At 62.8% G+C, this 19,758-nt stretch carries 19 protein-coding genes and 1 pseudogene; 8 read left to right on the top strand and 12 right to left on the bottom strand.

Going from position 1 to position 19,758, the window contains the following annotated elements; all coding sequences use genetic code 11:
- The first annotated feature begins 178 nt into the window (after positions 1 to 178).
- The 3 genes from ACIPHM_RS12900 to ACIPHM_RS12890 all read left to right on the top strand — a co-directional run bounded on the left by ACIPHM_RS12900 (position 179) and on the right by ACIPHM_RS12890 (position 4,984).
- Positions 179 to 2,449 carry a putative bifunctional diguanylate cyclase/phosphodiesterase gene (locus tag ACIPHM_RS12900; protein WP_400328398.1) on the top strand — a complete coding sequence of 757 codons (2,271 nt, stop codon included), beginning with the start codon at positions 179 to 181 and terminating at the stop codon, positions 2,447 to 2,449.
- Between the two features lie 464 nt (positions 2,450 to 2,913).
- Positions 2,914 to 4,497, top strand: a complete 1,584-nt coding sequence (locus ACIPHM_RS12895; protein WP_400328396.1) for a diguanylate cyclase — start codon at positions 2,914 to 2,916, stop codon at positions 4,495 to 4,497.
- Between the two features lie 229 nt (positions 4,498 to 4,726).
- Positions 4,727 to 4,984: a hypothetical protein gene (locus ACIPHM_RS12890; RefSeq protein WP_400328395.1), complete on the top strand. Its 258-nt coding sequence runs from the start codon at positions 4,727 to 4,729 to the stop codon at positions 4,982 to 4,984.
- A 129-nt stretch (positions 4,985 to 5,113) separates the two neighbouring features.
- On the opposite strand, the pseudogene ACIPHM_RS12885 reads toward ACIPHM_RS12890, so the two are convergent.
- The 4 genes and pseudogenes from ACIPHM_RS12885 to ACIPHM_RS12870 form a co-directional block, all read right to left on the bottom strand.
- Positions 5,114 to 5,284: pseudogene (locus ACIPHM_RS12885) on the bottom strand (rubredoxin); the annotation flags it as partial.
- Between the two features lie 233 nt (positions 5,285 to 5,517).
- Entirely contained in the window at positions 5,518 to 5,847 is a 330-nt protein-coding gene (locus ACIPHM_RS12880) for a hypothetical protein (RefSeq protein ID WP_400328393.1), read from the bottom strand.
- A 449-nt stretch (positions 5,848 to 6,296) separates the two neighbouring features.
- A complete protein-coding gene (locus ACIPHM_RS12875) occupies positions 6,297 to 6,617 on the bottom strand; it encodes a hypothetical protein (RefSeq protein ID WP_400328391.1) in 321 nt (106 codons plus the stop codon).
- Positions 6,618 to 6,835: 218 nt separating this feature from the next.
- Positions 6,836 to 7,174 carry a hypothetical protein gene (locus ACIPHM_RS12870; RefSeq protein WP_400328389.1) on the bottom strand — a complete coding sequence of 113 codons (339 nt, stop codon included), beginning with the start codon at positions 7,172 to 7,174 and terminating at the stop codon, positions 6,836 to 6,838.
- Between the two features lie 414 nt (positions 7,175 to 7,588).
- On the opposite strand from ACIPHM_RS12870, the gene ACIPHM_RS12865 reads away from it, so the two are divergent.
- On the top strand, positions 7,589 to 7,822 hold the full coding sequence (locus ACIPHM_RS12865) for a DUF3717 domain-containing protein (RefSeq protein ID WP_400328387.1): 234 nt from the start codon (positions 7,589 to 7,591) through the stop codon (positions 7,820 to 7,822).
- A 1-nt stretch (position 7,823) separates the two neighbouring features.
- Here ACIPHM_RS12865 and ACIPHM_RS12860 read toward each other — a convergent pair whose 3' ends face one another.
- From ACIPHM_RS12860 to ACIPHM_RS12835, 6 genes are all read right to left on the bottom strand, one after another.
- The gene (locus ACIPHM_RS12860) at positions 7,824 to 10,460 is read right to left on the bottom strand and encodes an EAL domain-containing protein (protein ID WP_400328386.1); all 2,637 of its coding nucleotides are present in this window, start codon (positions 10,458 to 10,460) and stop codon (positions 7,824 to 7,826) included.
- A 272-nt stretch (positions 10,461 to 10,732) separates the two neighbouring features.
- On the bottom strand, positions 10,733 to 10,951 hold the full coding sequence (locus ACIPHM_RS12855) for an RNA-binding S4 domain-containing protein (protein ID WP_400328384.1): 219 nt from the start codon (positions 10,949 to 10,951) through the stop codon (positions 10,733 to 10,735).
- Between the two features lie 66 nt (positions 10,952 to 11,017).
- On the bottom strand, positions 11,018 to 11,596 hold the full coding sequence (locus tag ACIPHM_RS12850) for a TMEM175 family protein (protein ID WP_400328383.1): 579 nt from the start codon (positions 11,594 to 11,596) through the stop codon (positions 11,018 to 11,020).
- 55 nt (positions 11,597 to 11,651) lie between these two features.
- Positions 11,652 to 12,635 carry a GGDEF domain-containing protein gene (locus ACIPHM_RS12845; protein ID WP_400328381.1) on the bottom strand — a complete coding sequence of 328 codons (984 nt, stop codon included), beginning with the start codon at positions 12,633 to 12,635 and terminating at the stop codon, positions 11,652 to 11,654.
- Between the two features lie 482 nt (positions 12,636 to 13,117).
- Positions 13,118 to 13,729: a flavin reductase family protein gene (locus ACIPHM_RS12840; RefSeq protein WP_400329069.1), complete on the bottom strand. Its 612-nt coding sequence runs from the start codon at positions 13,727 to 13,729 to the stop codon at positions 13,118 to 13,120.
- A gap of 349 nt (positions 13,730 to 14,078) precedes the next feature.
- Complete coding sequence (locus ACIPHM_RS12835; RefSeq protein WP_400328379.1) at positions 14,079 to 14,648, bottom strand: hypothetical protein; 570 nt, start codon at positions 14,646 to 14,648, stop codon at positions 14,079 to 14,081.
- A 306-nt stretch (positions 14,649 to 14,954) separates the two neighbouring features.
- Between ACIPHM_RS12835 and ACIPHM_RS12830 the strand changes: the two genes are divergently transcribed.
- Positions 14,955 to 15,593 carry a glutathione S-transferase family protein gene (locus ACIPHM_RS12830; protein WP_400328377.1) on the top strand — a complete coding sequence of 213 codons (639 nt, stop codon included), beginning with the start codon at positions 14,955 to 14,957 and terminating at the stop codon, positions 15,591 to 15,593.
- Positions 15,594 to 15,733: 140 nt separating this feature from the next.
- Complete coding sequence (locus ACIPHM_RS12825) at positions 15,734 to 15,880, top strand: hypothetical protein (protein WP_400328376.1); 147 nt, start codon at positions 15,734 to 15,736, stop codon at positions 15,878 to 15,880.
- A gap of 80 nt (positions 15,881 to 15,960) precedes the next feature.
- On the opposite strand, the gene ACIPHM_RS12820 is transcribed toward ACIPHM_RS12825, so the two are convergent.
- Entirely contained in the window at positions 15,961 to 16,446 is a 486-nt protein-coding gene (locus tag ACIPHM_RS12820; protein ID WP_400328374.1) for an OsmC family protein, read from the bottom strand.
- 123 nt (positions 16,447 to 16,569) lie between these two features.
- The gene (locus ACIPHM_RS12815) at positions 16,570 to 17,439 is read right to left on the bottom strand and encodes an IclR family transcriptional regulator (protein ID WP_400328373.1); all 870 of its coding nucleotides are present in this window, start codon (positions 17,437 to 17,439) and stop codon (positions 16,570 to 16,572) included.
- Between the two features lie 297 nt (positions 17,440 to 17,736).
- Here ACIPHM_RS12815 and ACIPHM_RS12810 point away from each other — a divergent pair, with 297 nt between their 5' ends.
- Together ACIPHM_RS12810 and ACIPHM_RS12805 are read left to right on the top strand one after the other, a co-directional pair.
- Positions 17,737 to 18,831, top strand: coding sequence for an ABC transporter ATP-binding protein (locus ACIPHM_RS12810; protein WP_400328371.1), 1,095 nt, complete (start codon positions 17,737 to 17,739; stop codon positions 18,829 to 18,831).
- Positions 18,824 to 19,729: an ABC transporter permease gene (locus tag ACIPHM_RS12805; RefSeq protein WP_400328369.1), complete on the top strand. Its 906-nt coding sequence runs from the start codon at positions 18,824 to 18,826 to the stop codon at positions 19,727 to 19,729. The genes ACIPHM_RS12810 and ACIPHM_RS12805 overlap by 8 nt, the downstream gene beginning before the upstream one ends.
- Positions 19,730 to 19,758: the final 29 nt, after the last annotated feature.

Genomic DNA, 19,758 nt, shown 5'->3' with positions numbered 1-19,758 from the left:
ATGAACTTCGTACATCCCTCGATTGAGGGAACGCCGAACGACTTTCGGGCCTCACGGGATTGCCTTACACTTGCCGGAAACAACGGCGTCCGTCAGTGACGCATCCTGGATCCTCTTGACAACCGGGCCAACACCGACCTTCCTGCGCGGGGGCGCAAAGGCTGAAAGGATCTGACCTATGGCGGAACCGAGCACGACGGGAACGCAACGCGGACGTTGGGCGACGTCCTATCGTTCAATCGTCGCGATCCTCATTTTCGGTTTCCTGATCCTGCTCTTGGTGTGGGCGGCTGTGCTCTGGCGCATCTCCATCGAGCACAAAGCCATTCTGCGCGACACGGCGGCCTCGGCGTCGACCGTTGCCAGCGCTCTCGAACAACAGACACTGCGCGCGATCCGGCAGGTCGACCAAATCACTCGCTTTGTGAAGTACGAGTACGAGCACCGTCGCGGCGATTTCGATCTGAAGCAGACGCTGACGAGCGGCATGGTCGCAGACCGCTTCATGGTGCTCGTCAGCCTGGCGGATGCCAACGGCAATGTGACTGCCGCGACGATGCCTGGTGCTGCCGGGGTGAGCATCGCCGACCGTGAGCACTTCCGCGTGCATCTCGACGACGAGAGCGACGGCTTGTTCATCAGCCACCCGGTGTTCGGCCGCGTCTCGCGCAAGTGGGTGCTTCAGTTCAGCCGGCGGTTGAACAATCCGGACGGTACTTTCGCCGGCGTGGTCGTGGTGTCGCAGGAGCCGAGTTACTTCACTGCCGATTTCTACACCAACGCCGTGCTCGGTCAGTACGGACAGATCGCCGTGATTGCCGACGACGGGGCCCTGCTCGCGCGCAGCACCGGGGCGGGCGTGGCCATTACCGGCACAGGCGAGTTGCCGCCGTTCACAGCGGCGCAACGTAACTCCGGCGTTCAGCGCGATCCGATCGACGGCGTCGAGCGCGTCGTGGCGTACCGTCATTTGCGTGACTACCCGCTGGCGGTTCAGGTGGGCTTGTCGCTGGACGAAGAGCTGTCCGAATACCGCCACGTGGAGCGCGTCTATCTGACGATGGCGACCTTCATTTCGGTGGCACTCGTCGTATTTTTCGCGCTCATTGCGTATCTGATGCAGCGCCTGATCGGCCGCGATCAGCAACTCACCCGACTGATTTCGTATGACGCGCTCACCGGCCTTCCCAATCGCTATGCCTTGATGGAGTCGTTGCGCCGGGCGCTCTCGAACCCGGATCAACTCGGCAAAGTGGCGCTGCTGCATATCGATCTCGATAACTTCAAGAGCGTGAACGATACGCTCGGCCATTCGCGAGGGGACGAAATCATCCGTCAGGTGTCGGAGCGATTTATCCCGCATATGCCGGCCGGGGCGATGCTCGCGCGGTTCGCCGGCGACGAGTTCATGGTGCTGCTCGAAGGCAGCAGTGCACCCGACGAGGCCGAGCCCCTCGGCGAAACGCTGCTCGCCACGCTCAAGGCGCCGATGGTGGCCGACGGTACCTCGTTTGCGTTGCACGCAAGTATCGGGGTGACGTTCTGGTCGAAACCGGAGGAGACCGAGGCTGATCTCATCAAGAAGGCGGATCTGGCCATGTACGCCGCGAAGGAGGCAGGCAAGAGCGTCGTTCGGGTCTACACCCAGCAAATGACGCATCAGGCGCACCAACTGGTCGTATGGGAGCGTCAGATGGAGCAGGCGCTCGCCAACGGTGAGTTCTTCCTCGCTTATCAGCCGATCATCTCGCTTGGCGCCGATTGCGTGTGCGGCATGGAGGCGCTGATTCGTTGGCGCCATCCGGAGCGGGGCGTGCTTACGGCTGGCGAGTTCATTCCGCTGGCGGAGACGACCGGCCAGATCGTGGCCATCGGCGAGTTCGCGCTGACCCAGGCATGCCGTCAATTGGTCGCGTGGCGGGGCACCCCGATGCAGGCGCTGCGACTGGCGGTCAACGTGTCGTCGGTGCAGTTCTGGCGGGGTGACATCGGGGCGCTTGTCGAGCGTCTGGTCAATGAGTACGCCATCGAGCCGCATCGTCTGGAGCTGGAAATCACGGAGTCGGTGATGGTCAAGAATCCGGCGCTCATGGAGATGAAGATCGAGCAGTTCAAGCGCGCGGGCTTGCGCATTGCGCTGGACGATTTCGGCACCGGATATTCGTCGTTGTCCTACCTGACTCGCTTTCCCGTCGACACGCTCAAAGTGGACCGCTCGTTTGTCGAGTCGATTCCCGATTCGTCGCGTTCGTGTCTGATGATTTCGAACATCGTCAATATTGCTCGCTCGCTGGGCATCGATCTGATTGTCGAAGGTGTGGAGAACGATCGGCAACTGGATTGGCTACGTCATTTCGTGCCGCTCAGTGCGCAAGGCTATTTATTTTCTCGTCCGGTGGAAATCGAACGGTTGGATTCGCTAATTGCCAAATTTGGTATTTGCCGATAAAAAAATGTGAATGAAAAAAGCGGAGTTGTTCTGATTAACAGGTTAAATAAACATTTGAAATATATCGATTGTCTGGCGATTATTCGTGAGGCTTCATCGTCGGAGTACTATAGAATTACCTGGTTCGCGCGATGCTTTGAAGGCGTGTGAGCGGATGGTTGTCAGCCCCAGCCGACAGTCGATCGAGGCAGGGGCGGCGGGCTGTCAACAGCCTGCAATTGTCTGGATGGACAATGCGGTGCGGCAAGGATCCGAAGGCGCGGGGCGCGACAAGCCAAGGATCGGAAACGAGGAAAAGAATTTGACGCGCAGACCAGAATTGGCGGGAATTCGCTGGCACAACGTATGCCGGTCGCGACCAGAACTTCTGTCCGGGGAAGAGACAGAAATGCGACTCGATTGAAGCGGGTGCTTTTGCCAACGTAATAAGTGAAAAAATAATAGAACGAGCGTTTGATTTTCGGATGAGGATAAGGCATTGGCTTTATGCCGCCTGCGTCTCGGTCGGCGTGCTGGTCGCCTGCTGGGTAGCAGCCGATCGTACCGCCACGTCGTTGGTTGGCGACAAGCTCGCGCAGAGTGTCGACGCGGGACAGACCGTGGCCGAGAGGGTTGCCGACGGCATGGTTCACGCCATCAATACGGATTTGTCGATGGTGCGGGCCATTCCTTCGACACTGGCCGAAGTGGATCTGCTGCGCGATGTCCTGCCCCCGGCGGGCAGCAGTGTCGCCGCCGGGGGGCTTGTCGAGCGAGCCAACGAATTCCTGCGCGGTGCTCAGGGCTACTTCGGTGTCGATCGGATATGGGTGATCGACGCCCGCGGCGTGTGCGTGGCGGCGAGCAATTACCGCGATGCGCCGTCGCCCCTTGGGCAGTCGCTGGCCGGCATGCCGTATGTCACGCAGGCGCTGCTGGGCGAGCGTTTCGAGAGTTATGCGGCGGGTTGGGAGCATCAGGCGCCCGGCCTTTATTTCAGCGTGCCCATGTATCGTGACGGCGCGCTGATCGGCGTGGTGATGACCAAGATCGGGCTCACGCGCTTGCGTCATTGGGTGAGCAGCGGCGAGTCGTTCGTTACCGACGGCAATGGTGTCGTCGTCATGGCGAACGATCCGCGCTTCGAAAACCGCTTCATGCTCGACGGCCGGCTCGGAACGTTGTCCGATGTCGAGCGCGTAACGCTATATCAGCGTAACGACTTTGCCCGCATGCCGATCGCGCAGTTCAAGCGTGCCCCTGGCCGCTCGAACGCCTGGGTGCCGCAGGAGCTGCTCGATCAGATGTCGGCTTTCAATGACCTGCACAAGCCGTTCGTGATCAGTTCGCGCCCGAGTTCGAGCAACGATCTGACGGTCTATGCAGTGGAGAGCGTCGATGCCTGGGAGGCGCTCACGCGCCAGCACGCCAAGGATCTGGCGCTGTGCTTCCTGCTGTATTTGGGCGGGGTCGTCATCGTGGTGCTCGCGGGCTGGACCTACTGGCGAGAGCGTGCGCAGCACCGCGAGATGCGCCAGTCGAACGAGGCATTGCGCGCCGCGAACAATCAACTGGCGTTCGAAGCCAGCTATGACGAACTGACGGGCAGCCTGACGCGCCGTTACTTCTTCCATCGCTTCGAGCAGTTGCTGGAGGCCGCACAGCGCAAGAACGAACCAATGAGCCTCATCGTGGCCGATCTCGATCACTTCAAGTCGATCAACGATACCTACGGGCACGCGATCGGCGATCAGGTGCTGTGCCGCTTTGTACTCGTGTGTTCGTCGACGTTGCGAGGCGACGATCTGATCGGCCGCATCGGTGGCGAGGAGTTTGCGATTCTGCTGCCGGGGGCGAGCGAGCGCGACGCGCTGCGGGTGGCCGACCGTATCCGCGAGCGTTGCAAGCGTGAATCGCTCGAAGGCAGCGAACCGCCGCTGCGCTTCTCCGCGAGCTTCGGCATCACGGAGTGGCAGGATTCGGATTCGCCAATGAATATGGTCGAGCGTGCCGACATGGCGTTGTACCGCGCCAAACGCGCCGGCCGTGACCGTTGCTGGGTGTTCTGACGACGGCGACGAGGCGGATTTCGTCGCCGTTACCAATGTCACGTTTAGTAACCAAAGAGCTGATACTTCCACCGCATTTCGCGGGAACCCGCATGTCTAACGAATTAAGCAGGCGCGGCAAAGGTCGATGTGACGATCGAGGTGACATTCACGACTGATCGTCGTTTCTCGTCGAGTGCATTGATTGCCGCCGCGCAGGATTCGAATCGTTCATGCGGGAGACATCATCGTGAAACGCATACTCATGCTGGCGGGCGGCGCGGCCGTCGCCATGTTGGTCGCCGGTTGCGTCGCCGTGCCCTACGGCGCGCCTGCGTACGGTGACACCTATTACGATGGATACGGCTACGCGCCCGGCTACTATGCGCCGGGTTACGCGGTGGCGCCTGCGCCGGTGGTGACGTTCGGGGTATCGGGCGGGTACTACGGCGGTGGCTATTACCGCGGATGGCATGGCCGGGGCCGTGGGTGGGGCTGGCATCACTGAAATCACTGAGGCCATGCCAGCGGGCTGAATCGCTGGCATCGGCACAACGTCAATAGCGCAACGTCTGCATCTGACGCTTGCATTCGGCACGTCCGGGCAACGCCGGGGACGTGCACACGCAGAATTTCTTCAGAATTCCGACAGCGCGAAATCTTCCTTGGAGACGTCGCATTCCGGGCAGCGCCAATCGGCGGGCACGTCGGCCCAGCGCGTACCGGGGGCGAGGCCATCGTCCGGTGCGCCTTCGGCTTCGTTGTAAATCCAGCCGCAAATCAGGCAAATCCAGTTCTTGAATTCAGTCGGGGTGTCCAGCGTGGTGGTCATAGTGTCGGGTCAACAGGGAAACTTGGGCGACCCGCATTGTAAGCCACGCGCACGACAACGTCCCGCTCAGGCGCCATCGGCGGCGCGCCGAGTTAATCCAGATCAATTCAATGGATGGGCGAGGCGTGCAGAGGAGGGCAGGGGCAGGGGATAGCGCTTGGGACGGCGCTCGGAAAGGTGCGCGCCGGTCGAGACCGGCGCGGCAGGCCTTACCAGTGAATCTGGTTAAGGAAGATCGGAGCCATCTGGGCGAGCGAATTGAGCAGCGACATGGCGGTGTCGCGGTGCGATACCTCTTTCCACAGCCGGCTGTCCTTGACGATGCGGTCGCGGTCCTCAGACGTTTTCACATCCGGCTCGCGCAGCCGCTTGATCAGATCGATGACAGACGCGCGGTCGACGGTTTCCGTGACCGAGTGTCGCGCGAGCAGTTCGTCCAGATGCACGCGTTCCGTCTCCGTCTCCGGCGCGGCGGTCTGCGTATTGTGCCGAGCTGCGTCGGACGGGGTGCTAACGGACGGCTTGTCGGATTGGGTCATACGAGACGGTCTCCCAAAAGTCACTGCAAAGCGAAATAAGCGACAGAATCCTTGCGCGACGGCCCCTTGATGAGACGCCAGGTCATGCATCGCGCGGTATCGCATGACTCCATCATAGGCCGATTCCCCGACGCTGCGAACCCTCCGATACACGTGACGACGGGCGTTCCGGCACACTTTACCGGGTCTTTTCGCCACGATATGCCGGATGTCAAAGTCATGACGAATCCGCACCGAGTTCGCACAGAAGCGGGGCAAAACGTCAAGCGTAATAAATTTTTACAAGTCTGATGCCGAAACGGGCAATCCTCTTGACAGCCTTTAATGGCGGGCGATTCGGGAGGGTGCTGCCAGGTTATCCAGTGGGTTATCCACAGAAGCTGTGGGTAACTTGAGGGGGGCGCAGCGGCGCGGTGGCGATGTCAGTCTCGTGAACCGCGCGTGAACCGTCATCGCAACAGCGGACGAAGCATGAGCAATGCGAAGAACAGCGCGACGCCGACGGGCAGCAATCCGGTGAAGAAGGCAGGCCACGGTGCGCGACCACGACGGCGGGCGCCGAACGACGAAATCAGACCGGCGCAAAGACACAGCACGCCGACACCCCACGTGGGATGCGAGTTCTTGAGCACCCAGGCGGCCGAGGCCAGCAGCCCGAGCCACGCGAGCGGCATGGCGCCCGGCGGCGGAGGTGCGGCCGGAGCGGGGGCCGGTTTGGCGTTGCGTGCTTTGTCGGTGGTTTTCTGCGGCTCGGGTGTTTGGGTGGACATTGCGTTTTCGAGGAAGCGGGATGCGGAACGAGGGGTGAGGAATGCGCGAAGCGGATGACGCGCGAAAGCCGCAGCATAACAAACGTCGTGCGCCGTCGCTCAGGACGCCGGCTTATGTCGCATTGTGTCGCATCGCATCGCATCGCATCGCATCGCGTCACGTCATGTCATGTCGCTTCAGGCCGCGCCACGTGTGCCTTGCGCTGCACCTCTGCGCATCACGACGCGTCAGGCGCGCGCATCGGGCGTCGCGACGTAGTGTGAACACTTGCCGCGGGGGCGTCGACGTACCAGACCGCGGTCGAGTCGACGTCGCGGGTCGGTGCGAAGGCGGGCGGCGAGGCGCAGCGGTTATCCAGGTCCACGTACTGCTCGCGCACCGGCTGACGGAAGGCCCGCGATGGTTTGACCGTCCATGGCGCACGGCGCGCGACGGCATCGGGAGAGGCACGCACGCCTACGCACGGTTGATGAAACGCGTCGGCAGGCACGACGGCGGGCGGCATCGATTGCGCATTGACGCCCGAAGCACCGGCAGCCGTCAGCAGACCAAGCATGACGAAAGCGAATCGAAACCTTGCGGCGTGACGGGGGTGGCGCTCACACGGTGTGACGTGTCTCGGCGGCATCATGGGCTCCGTCGGGGCAATCGTTGAGATGGGCTGCGTGCGCGCCCCCGGGCGAAGGTCAAGGGCGTCGCGCAGCGTTTCAACAAGCGTGAAGCGAGTATCGTGCCGGAATTTCTAAGTGAATGATTTTTCGGGAGTTATTGGCGTTTTCCAGCGGGTGTGCGCAATTTGTCTCGCCGCAAGTGTTGCAGTTCCGAAACGTGCGCCTGAGAATTGGCGCAGACATGCCCCAGATACGTCCGGACAAGCCTTGACCGCAATCGGCAAGCGACACCATTCTCAGACTCCCCGAATACTGTATATAATCACAGTCATTCACCCCACGGCGAGACAAGCACTTTCATGAAAGCTAACTATTCCATCGCCGACATCGAGCAGGCGATCAACTACTGGACAAGCCATCAGGCGGCCGACAGCAACCTGTCGCTGTGTGCGTCGGCGCGCGTGTTGGCGAACATTTACGGCGAGATGATCTATCGCCGCGAAACGAGCGTTGCGGCGTCGGCGCTCACCGGCGAGCAGAGTCAGGCTATCGAGACGGCCCTGCATCAGATGGAATTGGGCTTGGCGCCGTGATTCACGATTGAATAGCGTTGAAGGTGCGCCGCCGCATGGCCCACTGCTCAAGCCACCGTTCGAGGCCGCCCGCCGACAGTGCGGGGGAGAACAGATACCCTTGTGCGACGCGGTAGCCCTGTGCGACCAGCAGATCGCGCTGCGCTTCGTCTTCCACCCCTTCCGCCACCACGGTGAGATGCAGATTGCGGCCAATGCTGATGATGGCGTTGGTCAGTGCGCGCACCGTTTCGTCGCGCGCGATGTCGTGCACGAAACTGCGGTCGAGCTTGAGTTCCGAGACCGGCAGACGCCGCAGATACCCCAGACTCGAATAGCCGGTGCCGAAGTCGTCCATCGAGAGACGCACGCCCATGTTGTGAACTTCCTCGATGATGCGCAGCGTGCTCGGGTTGTGATCCATCAACACGCTTTCGGTGATCTCGATGGCCAGACACGACGGCGGCAGTTCGTGGTCGGCCAGCGCCTGGGCAATCGTGTGCGGCAGGTCGTGATCGTGAAAGTTGGTCGGCGAGAGATTGACCGACACGTTGCCGATGCCCACTCCGCGCCGGCGCCAATCGGCCAGTTGACGGCATGATTCTCGCAGCGTCCATGTCCCCAGTTCCCCGATCAGGCCGCATTCCTCCGCCAGCGCAATGAAGCGCGACGGCGGCACGTCGCCGTGTTGCGGATGCATCCAGCGCGTCAGGGCTTCTACGCCGTAGACCGAGTCGTCGAGCAGATTGATCTGGGGCTGATAGAACAGTTGGAGCTTGCCGAGCCGCAAGGCATCGCGCATGGCGGTCTCGAGCTCGAGGCGCTCCTGCGCGTGGATGTTCATGTCTTCGTTGTAGACGCGCACGCTGCCCGGGCTTGTCATCTTGGCCTGATACATCGCCATATCGGCGCGTTGCAGCAAAATGTCGAACTCCCGGCCGTGATTCGGATACAGGCCGATGCCGAAGCTGCCCGAGGGCACCAGCGTCACGCCATCGACCAGACACGGCGCCGTCAGTGCGTTGCGCATGCGTTCGATGGCGATGTCCAGGCGCAGCGGATCGCACTCGGTGAGCACGGCCACGAATTCGTCACCCGACAGGCGCGCCACGATGTCCGCGCCTCGCAGCGAACGGCGCAGGCGCTGGGCAATCGTGCGCAGCAGTACGTCGCCGGCCTGATGGCCGAGCGAATCGTTGACTTGCTTGAAGCGATCCAGATCGATGAAGATGACCGCCATGCGCGTATTCAACTCCGCCGCGCTGGCGATGGCCTGGGCGGCGAGCACGCCGAGCATGCTGCGATTGGGCAGGCCGGTGAGGCTGTCCGAGAAGGCGAGTTGACGAATGCGTGTACGCGACTCGTCGCGCTCGAACGCGAGCTTGCACAGATGTACGCACACGTCGACCAGCCGCTCGTGCAGGGCGTCCGGGCCGCGCGGCGTGCGGTAATAGAACGCGAGCACGCCGAGCACGCGCCCGTCGTTCGCGATGATCGGCATGGCCCACGACGCCGCCAGCCCATACTCGGCCGCCATCTCGCGAAAGTCGGCCCAGCGCGGGTCGCTCGCGATATCGGTCACGATCACCGGCCGCGCCTGAAACGCCGCCGTACCGCAGGTGCCGACGTTCGGGCCGATGGCCACGCCGTCGACAGTCTTGTGATACCCCGCGGGCAGGCTGGGCCCCGCCTGCGGACGAAGACGCCCCTCGGCGTCGACCCGTACGACCGAGGCCATGACCTCGGGCGCGATCTGCTCCAGTTCGCGGCACACGAGCGTGAGCACTTCCACGAGCGGCGCGTCGCGCACCATCGCGGCAAGCGCCTTGTGTTGCAGCACTTCCTGAATCTTCGATTGGGTGATGTCCGTGAACAGCACCACGGCGTTCACGAGCTTGCCGCTCGCATCCAGAATCGGGTTCGTCACCACGGACACCCACAGCGGCTGGCGCTGCGCGGTGTGCACGAGCACTTCACAATGACAACTGCGGCCGTTGCGCGCGGCGACCAGACATCCGGCGAGCGCCTGTTTGATGTCGACCGCGGCCGCGCCATCCACGAATTCACCCGCAGAGCTGCCGCCGAGCGGCACGTGCGCGGATTGACCGACGACCTCGCTCGCGGCATAGCCGAGCATACGCGTGAAGCCTGCGTTGACGTAGCACACGCTGCCCTGCGCGTCGACGATGAGCACCGCGTTATCGGTCTCGTCAACGGCGAGCGAGAGCAGATGCAGATGAGCGTCGTCCGCCGCCTGACGCGCCACGCGCGCGCTCACGTCCACGGCGAGCTTGATGACGAAGGTGAGGTTGCCGTTCGCGTCGAACACGGGGTTGTACGTGGCTTCGAGCCAGACCGTGCTGCCGTCGCGACGAAGACGCCGGACCTGCCCGGTATGCGCGCGACGGGTGTTCAGGACTTGTGCAAGTGCGTCGCCGCAGGTCGAATCGCCGGCTTCGCACAGCAGGGTGTGCGCCTTGCCGATCAGTTCGTTGCGCGTGTACCCGAGGACCCCGAGGAGCTTGTCGTTGACGTCGACAATGACACCATCGGGGGTGAGCGTGAGTATGCCCAGGGAGCGGTCGAGGGCTTCGAGGAGCGCTTCGCGCCCCGATGCCGGTGTGGCGCCTGCGGTGGACGATGAACCGGGCACGACCATCGCACGGGCCTCCTCGGGCGTCCTGTGGACATTGTCGGGGGTGACTGGGGCTGACACGCCAAAATCGCTTTCAAGTATAGCGACCTGCGGGGGCAGGCTCACATGGGGGAAACCGGGAGGATGTCACGTGGGTACGCCCTGGCGGGCCAGTGCGCGGGCACGTGACTGGCCCGATATGAGGCGAGGCGCCACCGGATTTTGCGAGACCATCCAGGACTATCCAGGACGCACCGCGGGACCATTCAAGCCGATCTGGCCGGCCACGAGCGCCGTCAGGCCGCCTTGACGCGAATGCGCACTCCGTCGACCGACACGGTCTGGCCGGCGCGAATCTTGCAGGTTTTGCGGGTCTCGATCTGGCCGTCGACGCTAACCGCGCCGTTGGCCACCAGGACTTTGCCCGCGCCCCCGGAATCGACGACGCCGGTGAGTTTGAGCAAGTCGTTAAGGGCGACGAATTCGCCCGTCAGTTCAAAAGTTACGTTTTGCATAGTGGTGCGGATACTACGTAAAAACCTGATGCGCGTCGACTGTCGGCGCGCACCGCGTGATGGGGGTTACGGCTCGATGACGTGTTCGATGCGGCGATCCGGAATCAGCCACACCGCGGCCATGAGCGCGTACAGCGCGAGCGAGACGGCGGGTACCACGAACGCCAGCCCGATAGCCACGGCATAGACCAGCACCGACAGCTTGCCCTTGTAATCGCGCCCCAGGGCCGCGGCGAGCTTCGCGTTGCCGCCCTCATGCACGGCGAGCAGCGCGCGAGCGAGGATGTAATAGGCGATTGCCGCCATGCACAACACCACGCCGTAGAGCGCCGTCGGCCAGGAGGTGAAATGATTTTCCCCGAGCCAGTGCGTGACGAACGGAATCAGCGACAGCCAGAACAGCAGGTGAAGGTTGGCCCAGAGTACGCCGCCGGAGACCCGCTGCACGACCTGAAAAAGATGGTGATGGTTATTCCAGTAAAGGCCGACGTAGACGTAACTGAGGATGTAGGTGAAGAACGTGGGGGCGACCGGCAACAGGTCGGCCAGTTCGCTGCCGTGCGGTGCTTTCATCTCCAGCACCATGATGGTGATGATGATGGCGATCACCCCATCGCTGAACGCTTCCAGTCGGCTTTTGCCCATGGTCTTCGTCGCTGAAGTCAGTGCGGGTCGTTACCTGAGTCGGCGGCCCGGGATATCACAGCACGGCTACGCGGTTGCGGCCGGCTTGCTTTGCTGCGTAAAGCGCCCGATCGGCGCGTTGCAGCAGGGGGCCGAAATCGGCGTCCTCCGGGCTCAGGCTGGCCACACCGATGCTGGCAGAAAAGCGCACCGGCCCATTCGGGCCGGGCACGCTGGCGCCGTTGATCGCGCTCAGCACACGCTCTGCGGCCTGCATGGCGCGTTGGGCGTCGGCCTCGGGCAGCAGCACGGCAAACTCTTCGCCGCCCAGACGGCCGATCACCGTACTCTTGCGCAGCGCTGCCCGTAAGACCAGCGTCAACTCGACGATGACGCGATCGCCGATCGCATGGCCCCACGTATCGTTGACGCCCTTGAAGTGGTCGATGTCGAGCATCAGCACCGACAGCCGCCGGTGTTGCGCGCGGGTGGCGGCAAACAGGCGTTCGGCCTGCATGAGAAAGGCGCGGCGGTTAAGCAGACCAGTCAGGCCGTCTCGCATCGCCATGTCGCCGAGCACCCGGTTCACGCGCCGCAGTTCGAGTTCGTCGACGACCAGCGCGGACAGATCCGCGAGCAGGGCGCGTTTCTCGTCATCGAGCTCGCGCGGACAACGGTCGATCACACACAGCGTGCCCAGCCGGTGGCCCTCCGGCGTGCGCAGCGGCGCGCCCGCGTAGAAGCGGATGTTCGGCTCGCCGGTGACCATCGGGTTGTCGGCGAAGCGCCGGTCGGCGCGGGCGTCGGGCACAACGAGCACGTCGTCGCCGAGGATCGCGTGCGCGCAGAAGGCCATCGAGCGCGGGGTCTGCGCCACATCGATGCCGCGACGTGCCTTGAACCACTGGCGCGATTCGTCGAGCAGGGAGACAAGCGAGATCGGTGCGCCGAGCACGTGAGACGCCAGCCGCGCAATGCGGTCGAACGCTGGCTCGGGCGGGGTGTCGAGAATCTCGTAACGACGCAGCGCGGCGAGCCGCTCCGCTTCGTCCAGACGCACGCCGTACGCCTGAGCGAGGGGTGGGGGCGGCGAGTGGGGCGCGCGCGCGCAAGCGTCGTGTGAATCCCGTGAGTCGTGTGAGTCGCGTGGATCGCGCGAATGGTCGCCGATTGCAGTCATGTCTCGACGGGCGGGCAAGGCCCAGCGGGTGGACGACAGCAGTGCCGGTGACGGAGGTTCTGGCCGCGGGTTCGGCAACTGCACGAAATGTTCGAAATGTTCGAAAGACTCGTGATGCTCGAAGTGCCGCGCGGTCGCGGCTGGCTTCGCAGATGGGTCGGGGGCTGCGGACGATCTCGAGCGCAACCACGTCGACTCACGGTCAAATACGTCGGTAACGCTGTCGATTCTGCCGCGCCCGGCGCCACTTGGCAAATGCGATGGCGCGGCGCTATTGGCGCCGCTCGTGCGCCAGAGCGCGCGAACGGCCTGTGCGTCGTCGTCGGTGTTGTCTGTCGTGCGGGGCGTAGGCAGCGTGTGGCTCATAGGCTGACGTCGGAAGGCGTGCCGGGGGCTGTGTCGGGTTCGACTTCGAACGCTTCGCCGGTCTCGAAGAAATGGCCCCCGGCAATGTAATGAAGGCTGCGCAATGCGTCGGGTGTGTCCGGTGCGAAGTGCCAGTGCCCGTCGCGAAACACGCGCGGATCGGCCCAGGCCGCAACGACCTCGCCGAGGAACAGATCGTAACGATCCTGATTGTGCGGTTCCGGAATCACGCGGCATTCCAGCCACGCGACGCAACCCTCGATCAGCGGTGCTGCAATGTGCGAACCGGCGAAGGCGCGCACGCCCGAACTCTCGGCAAACTTGTCGGTGTCGCGGCCGGAGACCGAGCCGACGACGAGCGTCTCGCGGGCGATGGCGCGCGCGGGCACGTTCAGCGAAAACTCGCCCGAGCCTTCGACCAGTTCGCGCGTGAGCGTATTGCGATCGATGACGATGGCGACTTTCGGCGGCGAAAAATCGAGCGGCATGGACCAGGCGGCGGCCATAACGTTGCGGCGTCCGGCGTGAGCGCTGCCCACGAGAACGGTCGGGCCGTGGTTAAGCAGACGGTAGGCTTTCGGGAGTTCGACAGGCTGGCGTTCGGTCATGGCGGGCATCGTGTAGATCAGGCTGCCCATGATAGCGCGGAGGGTGCAATGCCAAAGGGGCTCATGACGAAGCGTGTTAGGCGAACGGGTATCGGAAACTGTCACCGGAAAAAGGCGGCCCGCAGGGTCGACTGCGGGCCGTACAAACGACACGGTGCGGGGAGCACGTGCCGGATCAGATGCGAACCCAGTATTTCATGCCAGCGTCCCAGTCGAGTCCCAGTGTCGACACCCCGACAGCGGGCCGTAACGGCGGGCTGTGTGCCGTTTCAGATGGGGGAGGAGGGTGGCCATCGAAGGCGCAGTACTCACGGCAATGGGGCGCAGAGGGATGGCTTGGGGGACGGGGTCATGATTCCAGCCCGGTTCTGATAATGCCTGCGGGAGAATCATCGAGATTGGCCGGCGTCAACACAAATTCTCCAATAAGTGTTTCATGTTTGTTCGCAAACAGGATCGGTTGCGCACGCACCGCCAGATGATTCGGTTCGCCGTCAAATCTCATTCTTTTGAGCGATGAGGAATATTTTTCTTCTCCTTCACGGCTGAGCGTGTAATCGGCAAATGCCACAACATCATCTGCGCCCTCTCCGCTCTTCCATCCGTAGCTCAAAACAACGAGTACTACCGAGTGATCGTTATAAGGTTCTGGCAGTTCGGGGCGTTGCTCCACAATGGTCGCCCTCGTCCAGAATTGAAACCAAAAAAAATAGTCGATATGCGGTTTAAGTCCGATCGCCTTGATATCCAGTTCTTGAACGATCAAATCGTCATGCGTTCCGCTGTTGTAATCGTGCAGAAGTCTCACGACATTCTTATTCCCAAACGACACGATCGACGGAGGGGGGAAGCCTGGTCTCGATGTCCAGGGTGCCAGCTCGCCACTGGAAAAATTCCCATTTACAATTAGATTCGCCATTGTTCTTCTCCTTGGAATGAACACTGCAATCCTGGTGTGACGCCATTCTGAAATCGGCGGAGCACCGATTCAGTATATGAATTCATGTGTGCGACTTCATTGGGAATCGTTGGATTCATCGGTTGCGGATGTGGTACTGCTTATTTTTTGCTGCTTATTTTTTTACGACTTCCCGAATACATGAATCTGCCTCTCCTCAATGCTCAATGTCACCGGGCAGTGAGGCCGTTGCGACAGCGTTGGGTGTTTCATTAGCCACAGCGGGGTGCGCTGATCGCTCGTAATCGACATACCGGAGACGACATCATGGCGACCGACCGTCGCATTACTTTTTTTCACGCGCCCAACACGCGCTCCTTTGGCGTGCTCGTCCTGCTCGAGGAGTTGCAGGCCGATTACGATCTTCATCTGCTGCGTTTTGCCACCGGCGAGCAGCGCGGCTCCGACTATCTGGACGTCAATCCAATGGGCAAGGTGCCGGCCATCCGGCACGGCGACAGTGTGATTACCGAGCAGGCGGCGGTGTACATGTATCTGGCCGAGCTGTATCCGGAAAAGCATCTTGCGCCGCCGCAGGGCGATGCCCGTCGTGGCGCGTACCTGCGATGGATGGTGTTCTACGGCTCGTGTGTCGAGCCGGCGGTGACGGACAAGTCGCTCGGACGCGAAGGCGCGGAGCGTTCGCGCTCACCGTACGGTGATTACGAGTCGGTGGTCTGGACGATCGATCGTCATTGGGCGCAGAACCCGGGGCCGTGGTGGCTGGGCGCGTCGTTTACGGCGGCCGATGTGCTGTGGGGCAACGCGATGTACTACCTCACGCACTTCAAACTGATTCCCCAGACGCCGGCGATTGCGGCGTATGTCGCACGCTTTCGCGAACGCGACGCCGTTGTGCGCGCTCAGGAACAGGATGCCGAATTCGCCCGGCGCCTGGCCGTCTGAGCCCCCGGCGGCGAGACGTTCGAGGGCAGTCCGAATCCGAACGGAAGCCCATGACCTCATAATCATTACCCGGCCTTACGAATCGCTCCCATGACGCCGTTGGCGCATTACCATGCGGCAACATCAAAATGGGAGACAGTATGCGCAGGCTGATCGTGGCTGCCTTGTTGGTCGAAGCGTTGGGATTGCAAGGCTGCGCAAGTTCGGCGCAAACGTTTCTGCTGGGCACCGCCGTGGGCGCCGCCGCGGTGATCGGCGCGGCAGGGTGCTCGCTCGCCTGCCGCTGAATCCCTACACACGCCGTCGCTGCGCACCTTCGCCGCGCGCCGTACGGGCGGCGCTATCGACGCCCTCGATCGACGATCGATCAAGCCTCGACCACGTCGACGACCGGCTCGCACTCGATGGGGAAATTGACCGAGTTGGCGATGTAGCACTTCTCATGCGCTGCGTGATGCAACGCCTGCGCCAGGGTGACGAGGTCGGCATTGCCGCCCGAGCGAATCGTGACCTGCGGGCGCAGCACGATCCGGGTGAAGCGGCCCTCGCCGGCCGTGTCGATCATCGTGCCCACGGCGTCGTCGCGGTACTGTTCCACCACCACACCCGCTTCGGCGCACAGATGCAGATACCACAGCTTGTGGCAGGCACTGGCCGACGCCACCAGCAGGTCTTCCGGATTCCAGCGTGCCGCATCGCCTCGAAAGGCGGGATCGGCCGATCCGGGAATCGTCGGCTTGCCCTCGACGCGAATCTCGTGATTGCGTCCGTACTCCCGATAGCCCGACGTGCCGCTGCCCTGATTGCCGATCCATTCCACGCTGACGTGGTACTCGTGTTCGCCTGATGCCATAACTTGTCTCCGCTGAGGACGGCCGGTAAAGGTGAGGGGGTGCGTTTGCGATTCTCGCAGGTGTGCGCGCCGCAGGCTGACCACTTTCGGCCAACAATCGGTCCGATTCTGTCTCGCTCCCCGTCAGGCGAGCGGCTCGGTCGTGAGCGCGCGAGTGAGGCCATGCATCGGGCGGCGCATGGCGACGTCGAACGGATTGGTTTGCGGGCCGATCAACTCGGCCTGACGCCGCAGCAACTCCACCACCATCGGCAGACGATCCTGCGACAGCCGCGCGGCCAGCGTTCCCACGCTCAGGGCGGCCACCGCGTGCCCGGTCCGGTCGAACACCGGCACGGCGACCCCGGCCATTCCGTCGAGCACGCCGCTGTTGCTGCCGGCATACCCCAACTGACGCACCCGTTCGATCTCGGTGCGCAGATAGACCTCGTCGAGCACGCCGTAACCCCGCAGACGCGGCACGTTAAAGCGAATGATCTCTTCGCGCTCGGCTTCCGGCAGGAACGCCAGAATCGCCAGACTCCCCTGACCGACGCCCAGCGCCACGCGTCCGCCGATATCGCCCGTGAACGACCGGATCGGAAACGGCCCCTCGCACATATCGAGACAGACGGCGTCGAAGCTGCTGCGCACGAGCAGGAAGATGGTGTCGCCGAGGCTCGCGCAAAGGCGCAGCAGGGACGGGCGGCACAGCGTGCGCATGCCGCTCGGGTTGCCCGCCTGCGCGGCCATCGCGAAGAAATCGATACTCAGCCGGTACAGCTTGGACGTCTCGTCCTGTTCCACGACCTGTTCGGCGATGAGCGCATGCAAAATCCGGTGCACCGTCGCCTGACTCAGACCGACGGCCTTGGCAATGTGGGTGACGCGCTCGCCTTCGGGCCTGGCAGCCCCGAGGGCGCGAATGACGGCAAAGGTGCGTTGCAGAATGCCCGCGCCAGCGGATTCCGTGGGCGAGGCAGTCGGCGCGGGAAGCGAATCGGAGGTGTTCATCGGGGTCTCGAGTATTCCGTCAAACGAAATACTAGCGTAAGCCGATATGGCTTGAAAACTGGCGTCATCCCTCAAAACCCCCAAAAACAACCAATATTCTTCGTGAGTTAGGGATTATCCCGAGACGCTGACACGAAACGAAAGTGAGCGCGCATTCGCAAAATATTCCGCCAATAGAAATAATCTTAAAATTTATCTCATTTCGTGGAATCGTTATCTTGCGACATGTAATTTGGCTCGCTACTGTTCGATGCAATTGCATTTCAGGTGGCGCGCACGTGCCCGAAGGTAGTGACCATGTCTTTTCTGACTTTGACGGATGTTTCCAAGACGTTTGGCGAGTTGAACGCCGTCTCGAACGTCAATCTCTCGGTGGAGAAGGGCGAGTTCGTCTCGCTGCTCGGCCCCTCGGGCTGCGGCAAGACCACCACGCTGCAGATGATCGCGGGCTTTGTCGAAGCCACGACCGGGCGCATTACGCTCGACGGGCGCGACATCACGCATATGCGTCCGAACAAGCGCGGTCTGGGCATCGTGTTTCAGAGCTACGCGCTGTTCCCGCACATGACGGTGGCGGACAACGTCGGCTTCGGGCTGGAGATGCGCGGTATCGACAAGTCGGAGCGCAAGGAGCGTGTTCGCGAGGCGCTCGCACTTGTGCGACTCGATGCCCTGGGCCATCGCTTCCCGCGCGAACTCTCGGGCGGCCAGCGTCAGCGGGTGGCCATTGCCCGCGCGGTCGTGATTGCGCCGCCGGTGCTGCTGCTCGACGAGCCGATGTCCAACCTCGATGCCAAGCTGCGTGAAGACATGCAGTTCGAGCTGCGCTCGATCCAGCGCAAGATCGGCACGACCACGATCATGGTCACGCACGATCAGTCCGAAGCGCTGTCGATCAGCGACCGCGTCGTCGTCATGGAGGCCGGGCGCATCACGCAGGTCGACACGCCGTACCGCGCTTACGAGCGTCCCGAGACGCCGTTCGTCTCGCAGTTCATCGGCAAGGCCAACATGCTCGCCGGCCGCGTGGCGGCGCGCGACGACGAACATCTGCACATCGAGCTGGGCGCGCAACTCATGCAGCGCGCCTCGCTGGCCGATCTCTCGCCGCGCGACCGCAGCATGGCTGTGGGCGACGCCATCACCATGTGCCTGCGTCCTGAGAAGGTGCGTCTGTGCACGCCGTCGGCGGGCCGTCTGTCGGCCACGGTGACGAGCCGCTTCTTCCTCGGCAGCCAGTGGCTGTACCGCGTGGACAGCGCGCTGGGCGAAGTGCTCGTGTGCTGCCAGAACGAAGGCGGCGAGCCGCTGGGCGAAGGCGCGCCGGTCGGCCTCGACTGGCAATCGGAAGCCGTGCGCTTCGTCTCTGCGGGAGCGTGTGCGAATGGCTGAGACGTTGCAAGTCCCGCGTACTGACGCCGCCCCCGCCGCGCGCGCCCCCTGGCAGGCGTATCTGCCGATGTGGGTGATGAGTGCTCCGGCCATGCTGCTGTTCGTGGCGCTGGTGCTCATTCCGCTGCTCATGACGGTGGCGCTCACGTTCTATCAATTCGATCCTGCGAGCGGCCCGATTGCGGCGTTCCAGTTCGAGAACTACAAGGAAGTGCTGTTCGACTCGTACTTCCACACGATCTTCCTGCGCACGTTCGGCATCTCGCTGACCGTCACCGTGGTGTGCGCCGTGGTAGGTACGTTCGAAGCCTACGTGCTCTCGCGCATGGGCGACCCGTGGCGCTCGCTGTTTCTGCTGGTGATTCTCTCGCCGCTGCTCGTGTCTATCGTGGTGCGCGCCTTCGGCTGGAGCATGCTGCTGAGCTCCGGCGGTCTCATCAACCAGATGTTCGGCCTGTTCGGCATGGGGCCGTACAAGATGGAGTACACCAACTTCGCCGTCGTTGTCGCGCTCGTGCACGTGATGCTGCCGTTCATGGTGATTCCCGTGTGGACTTCGCTGCAACGCCTCGATCCGCAGACGGAAAACGCCGCGCTTTCGCTCATGGCGTCGCCGGCAACCACGCTGCGCCGCATTGTGCTGCCGCAACTGGTGCCGGGCATTCTGTCGGGCAGCCTGATGGTGTTCGGCCTGTCGGCGAGCGCCTTCGCGATCCCGAGCCTGCTGGGCGGACGCCGCCTCAAAGTGGCCGCCACCGCTGTGTACGACCAGTTCCTCAGCTCGCTGAACTGGCCGCTGGGCGCGACCATCGCCGTGCTGCTGCTCGTTGCGAACCTGATCGTGATGCTGACGTACTACCGCCTGCTCGAGCGCCGTTATTCGCGCAGCATGGGTTAAGGCCGGCAAGGCCCCCGCAGAACAGAACT

Source organism: Pandoraea sp. NPDC087047 (genome assembly GCF_044745225.1).
In the GTDB taxonomy this organism is placed as follows: domain Bacteria; phylum Pseudomonadota; class Gammaproteobacteria; order Burkholderiales; family Burkholderiaceae; genus Pandoraea.
Note: the sequence above shows the minus strand (reverse complement) of the source record. Positions and strands in the feature narration are given on the sequence as shown.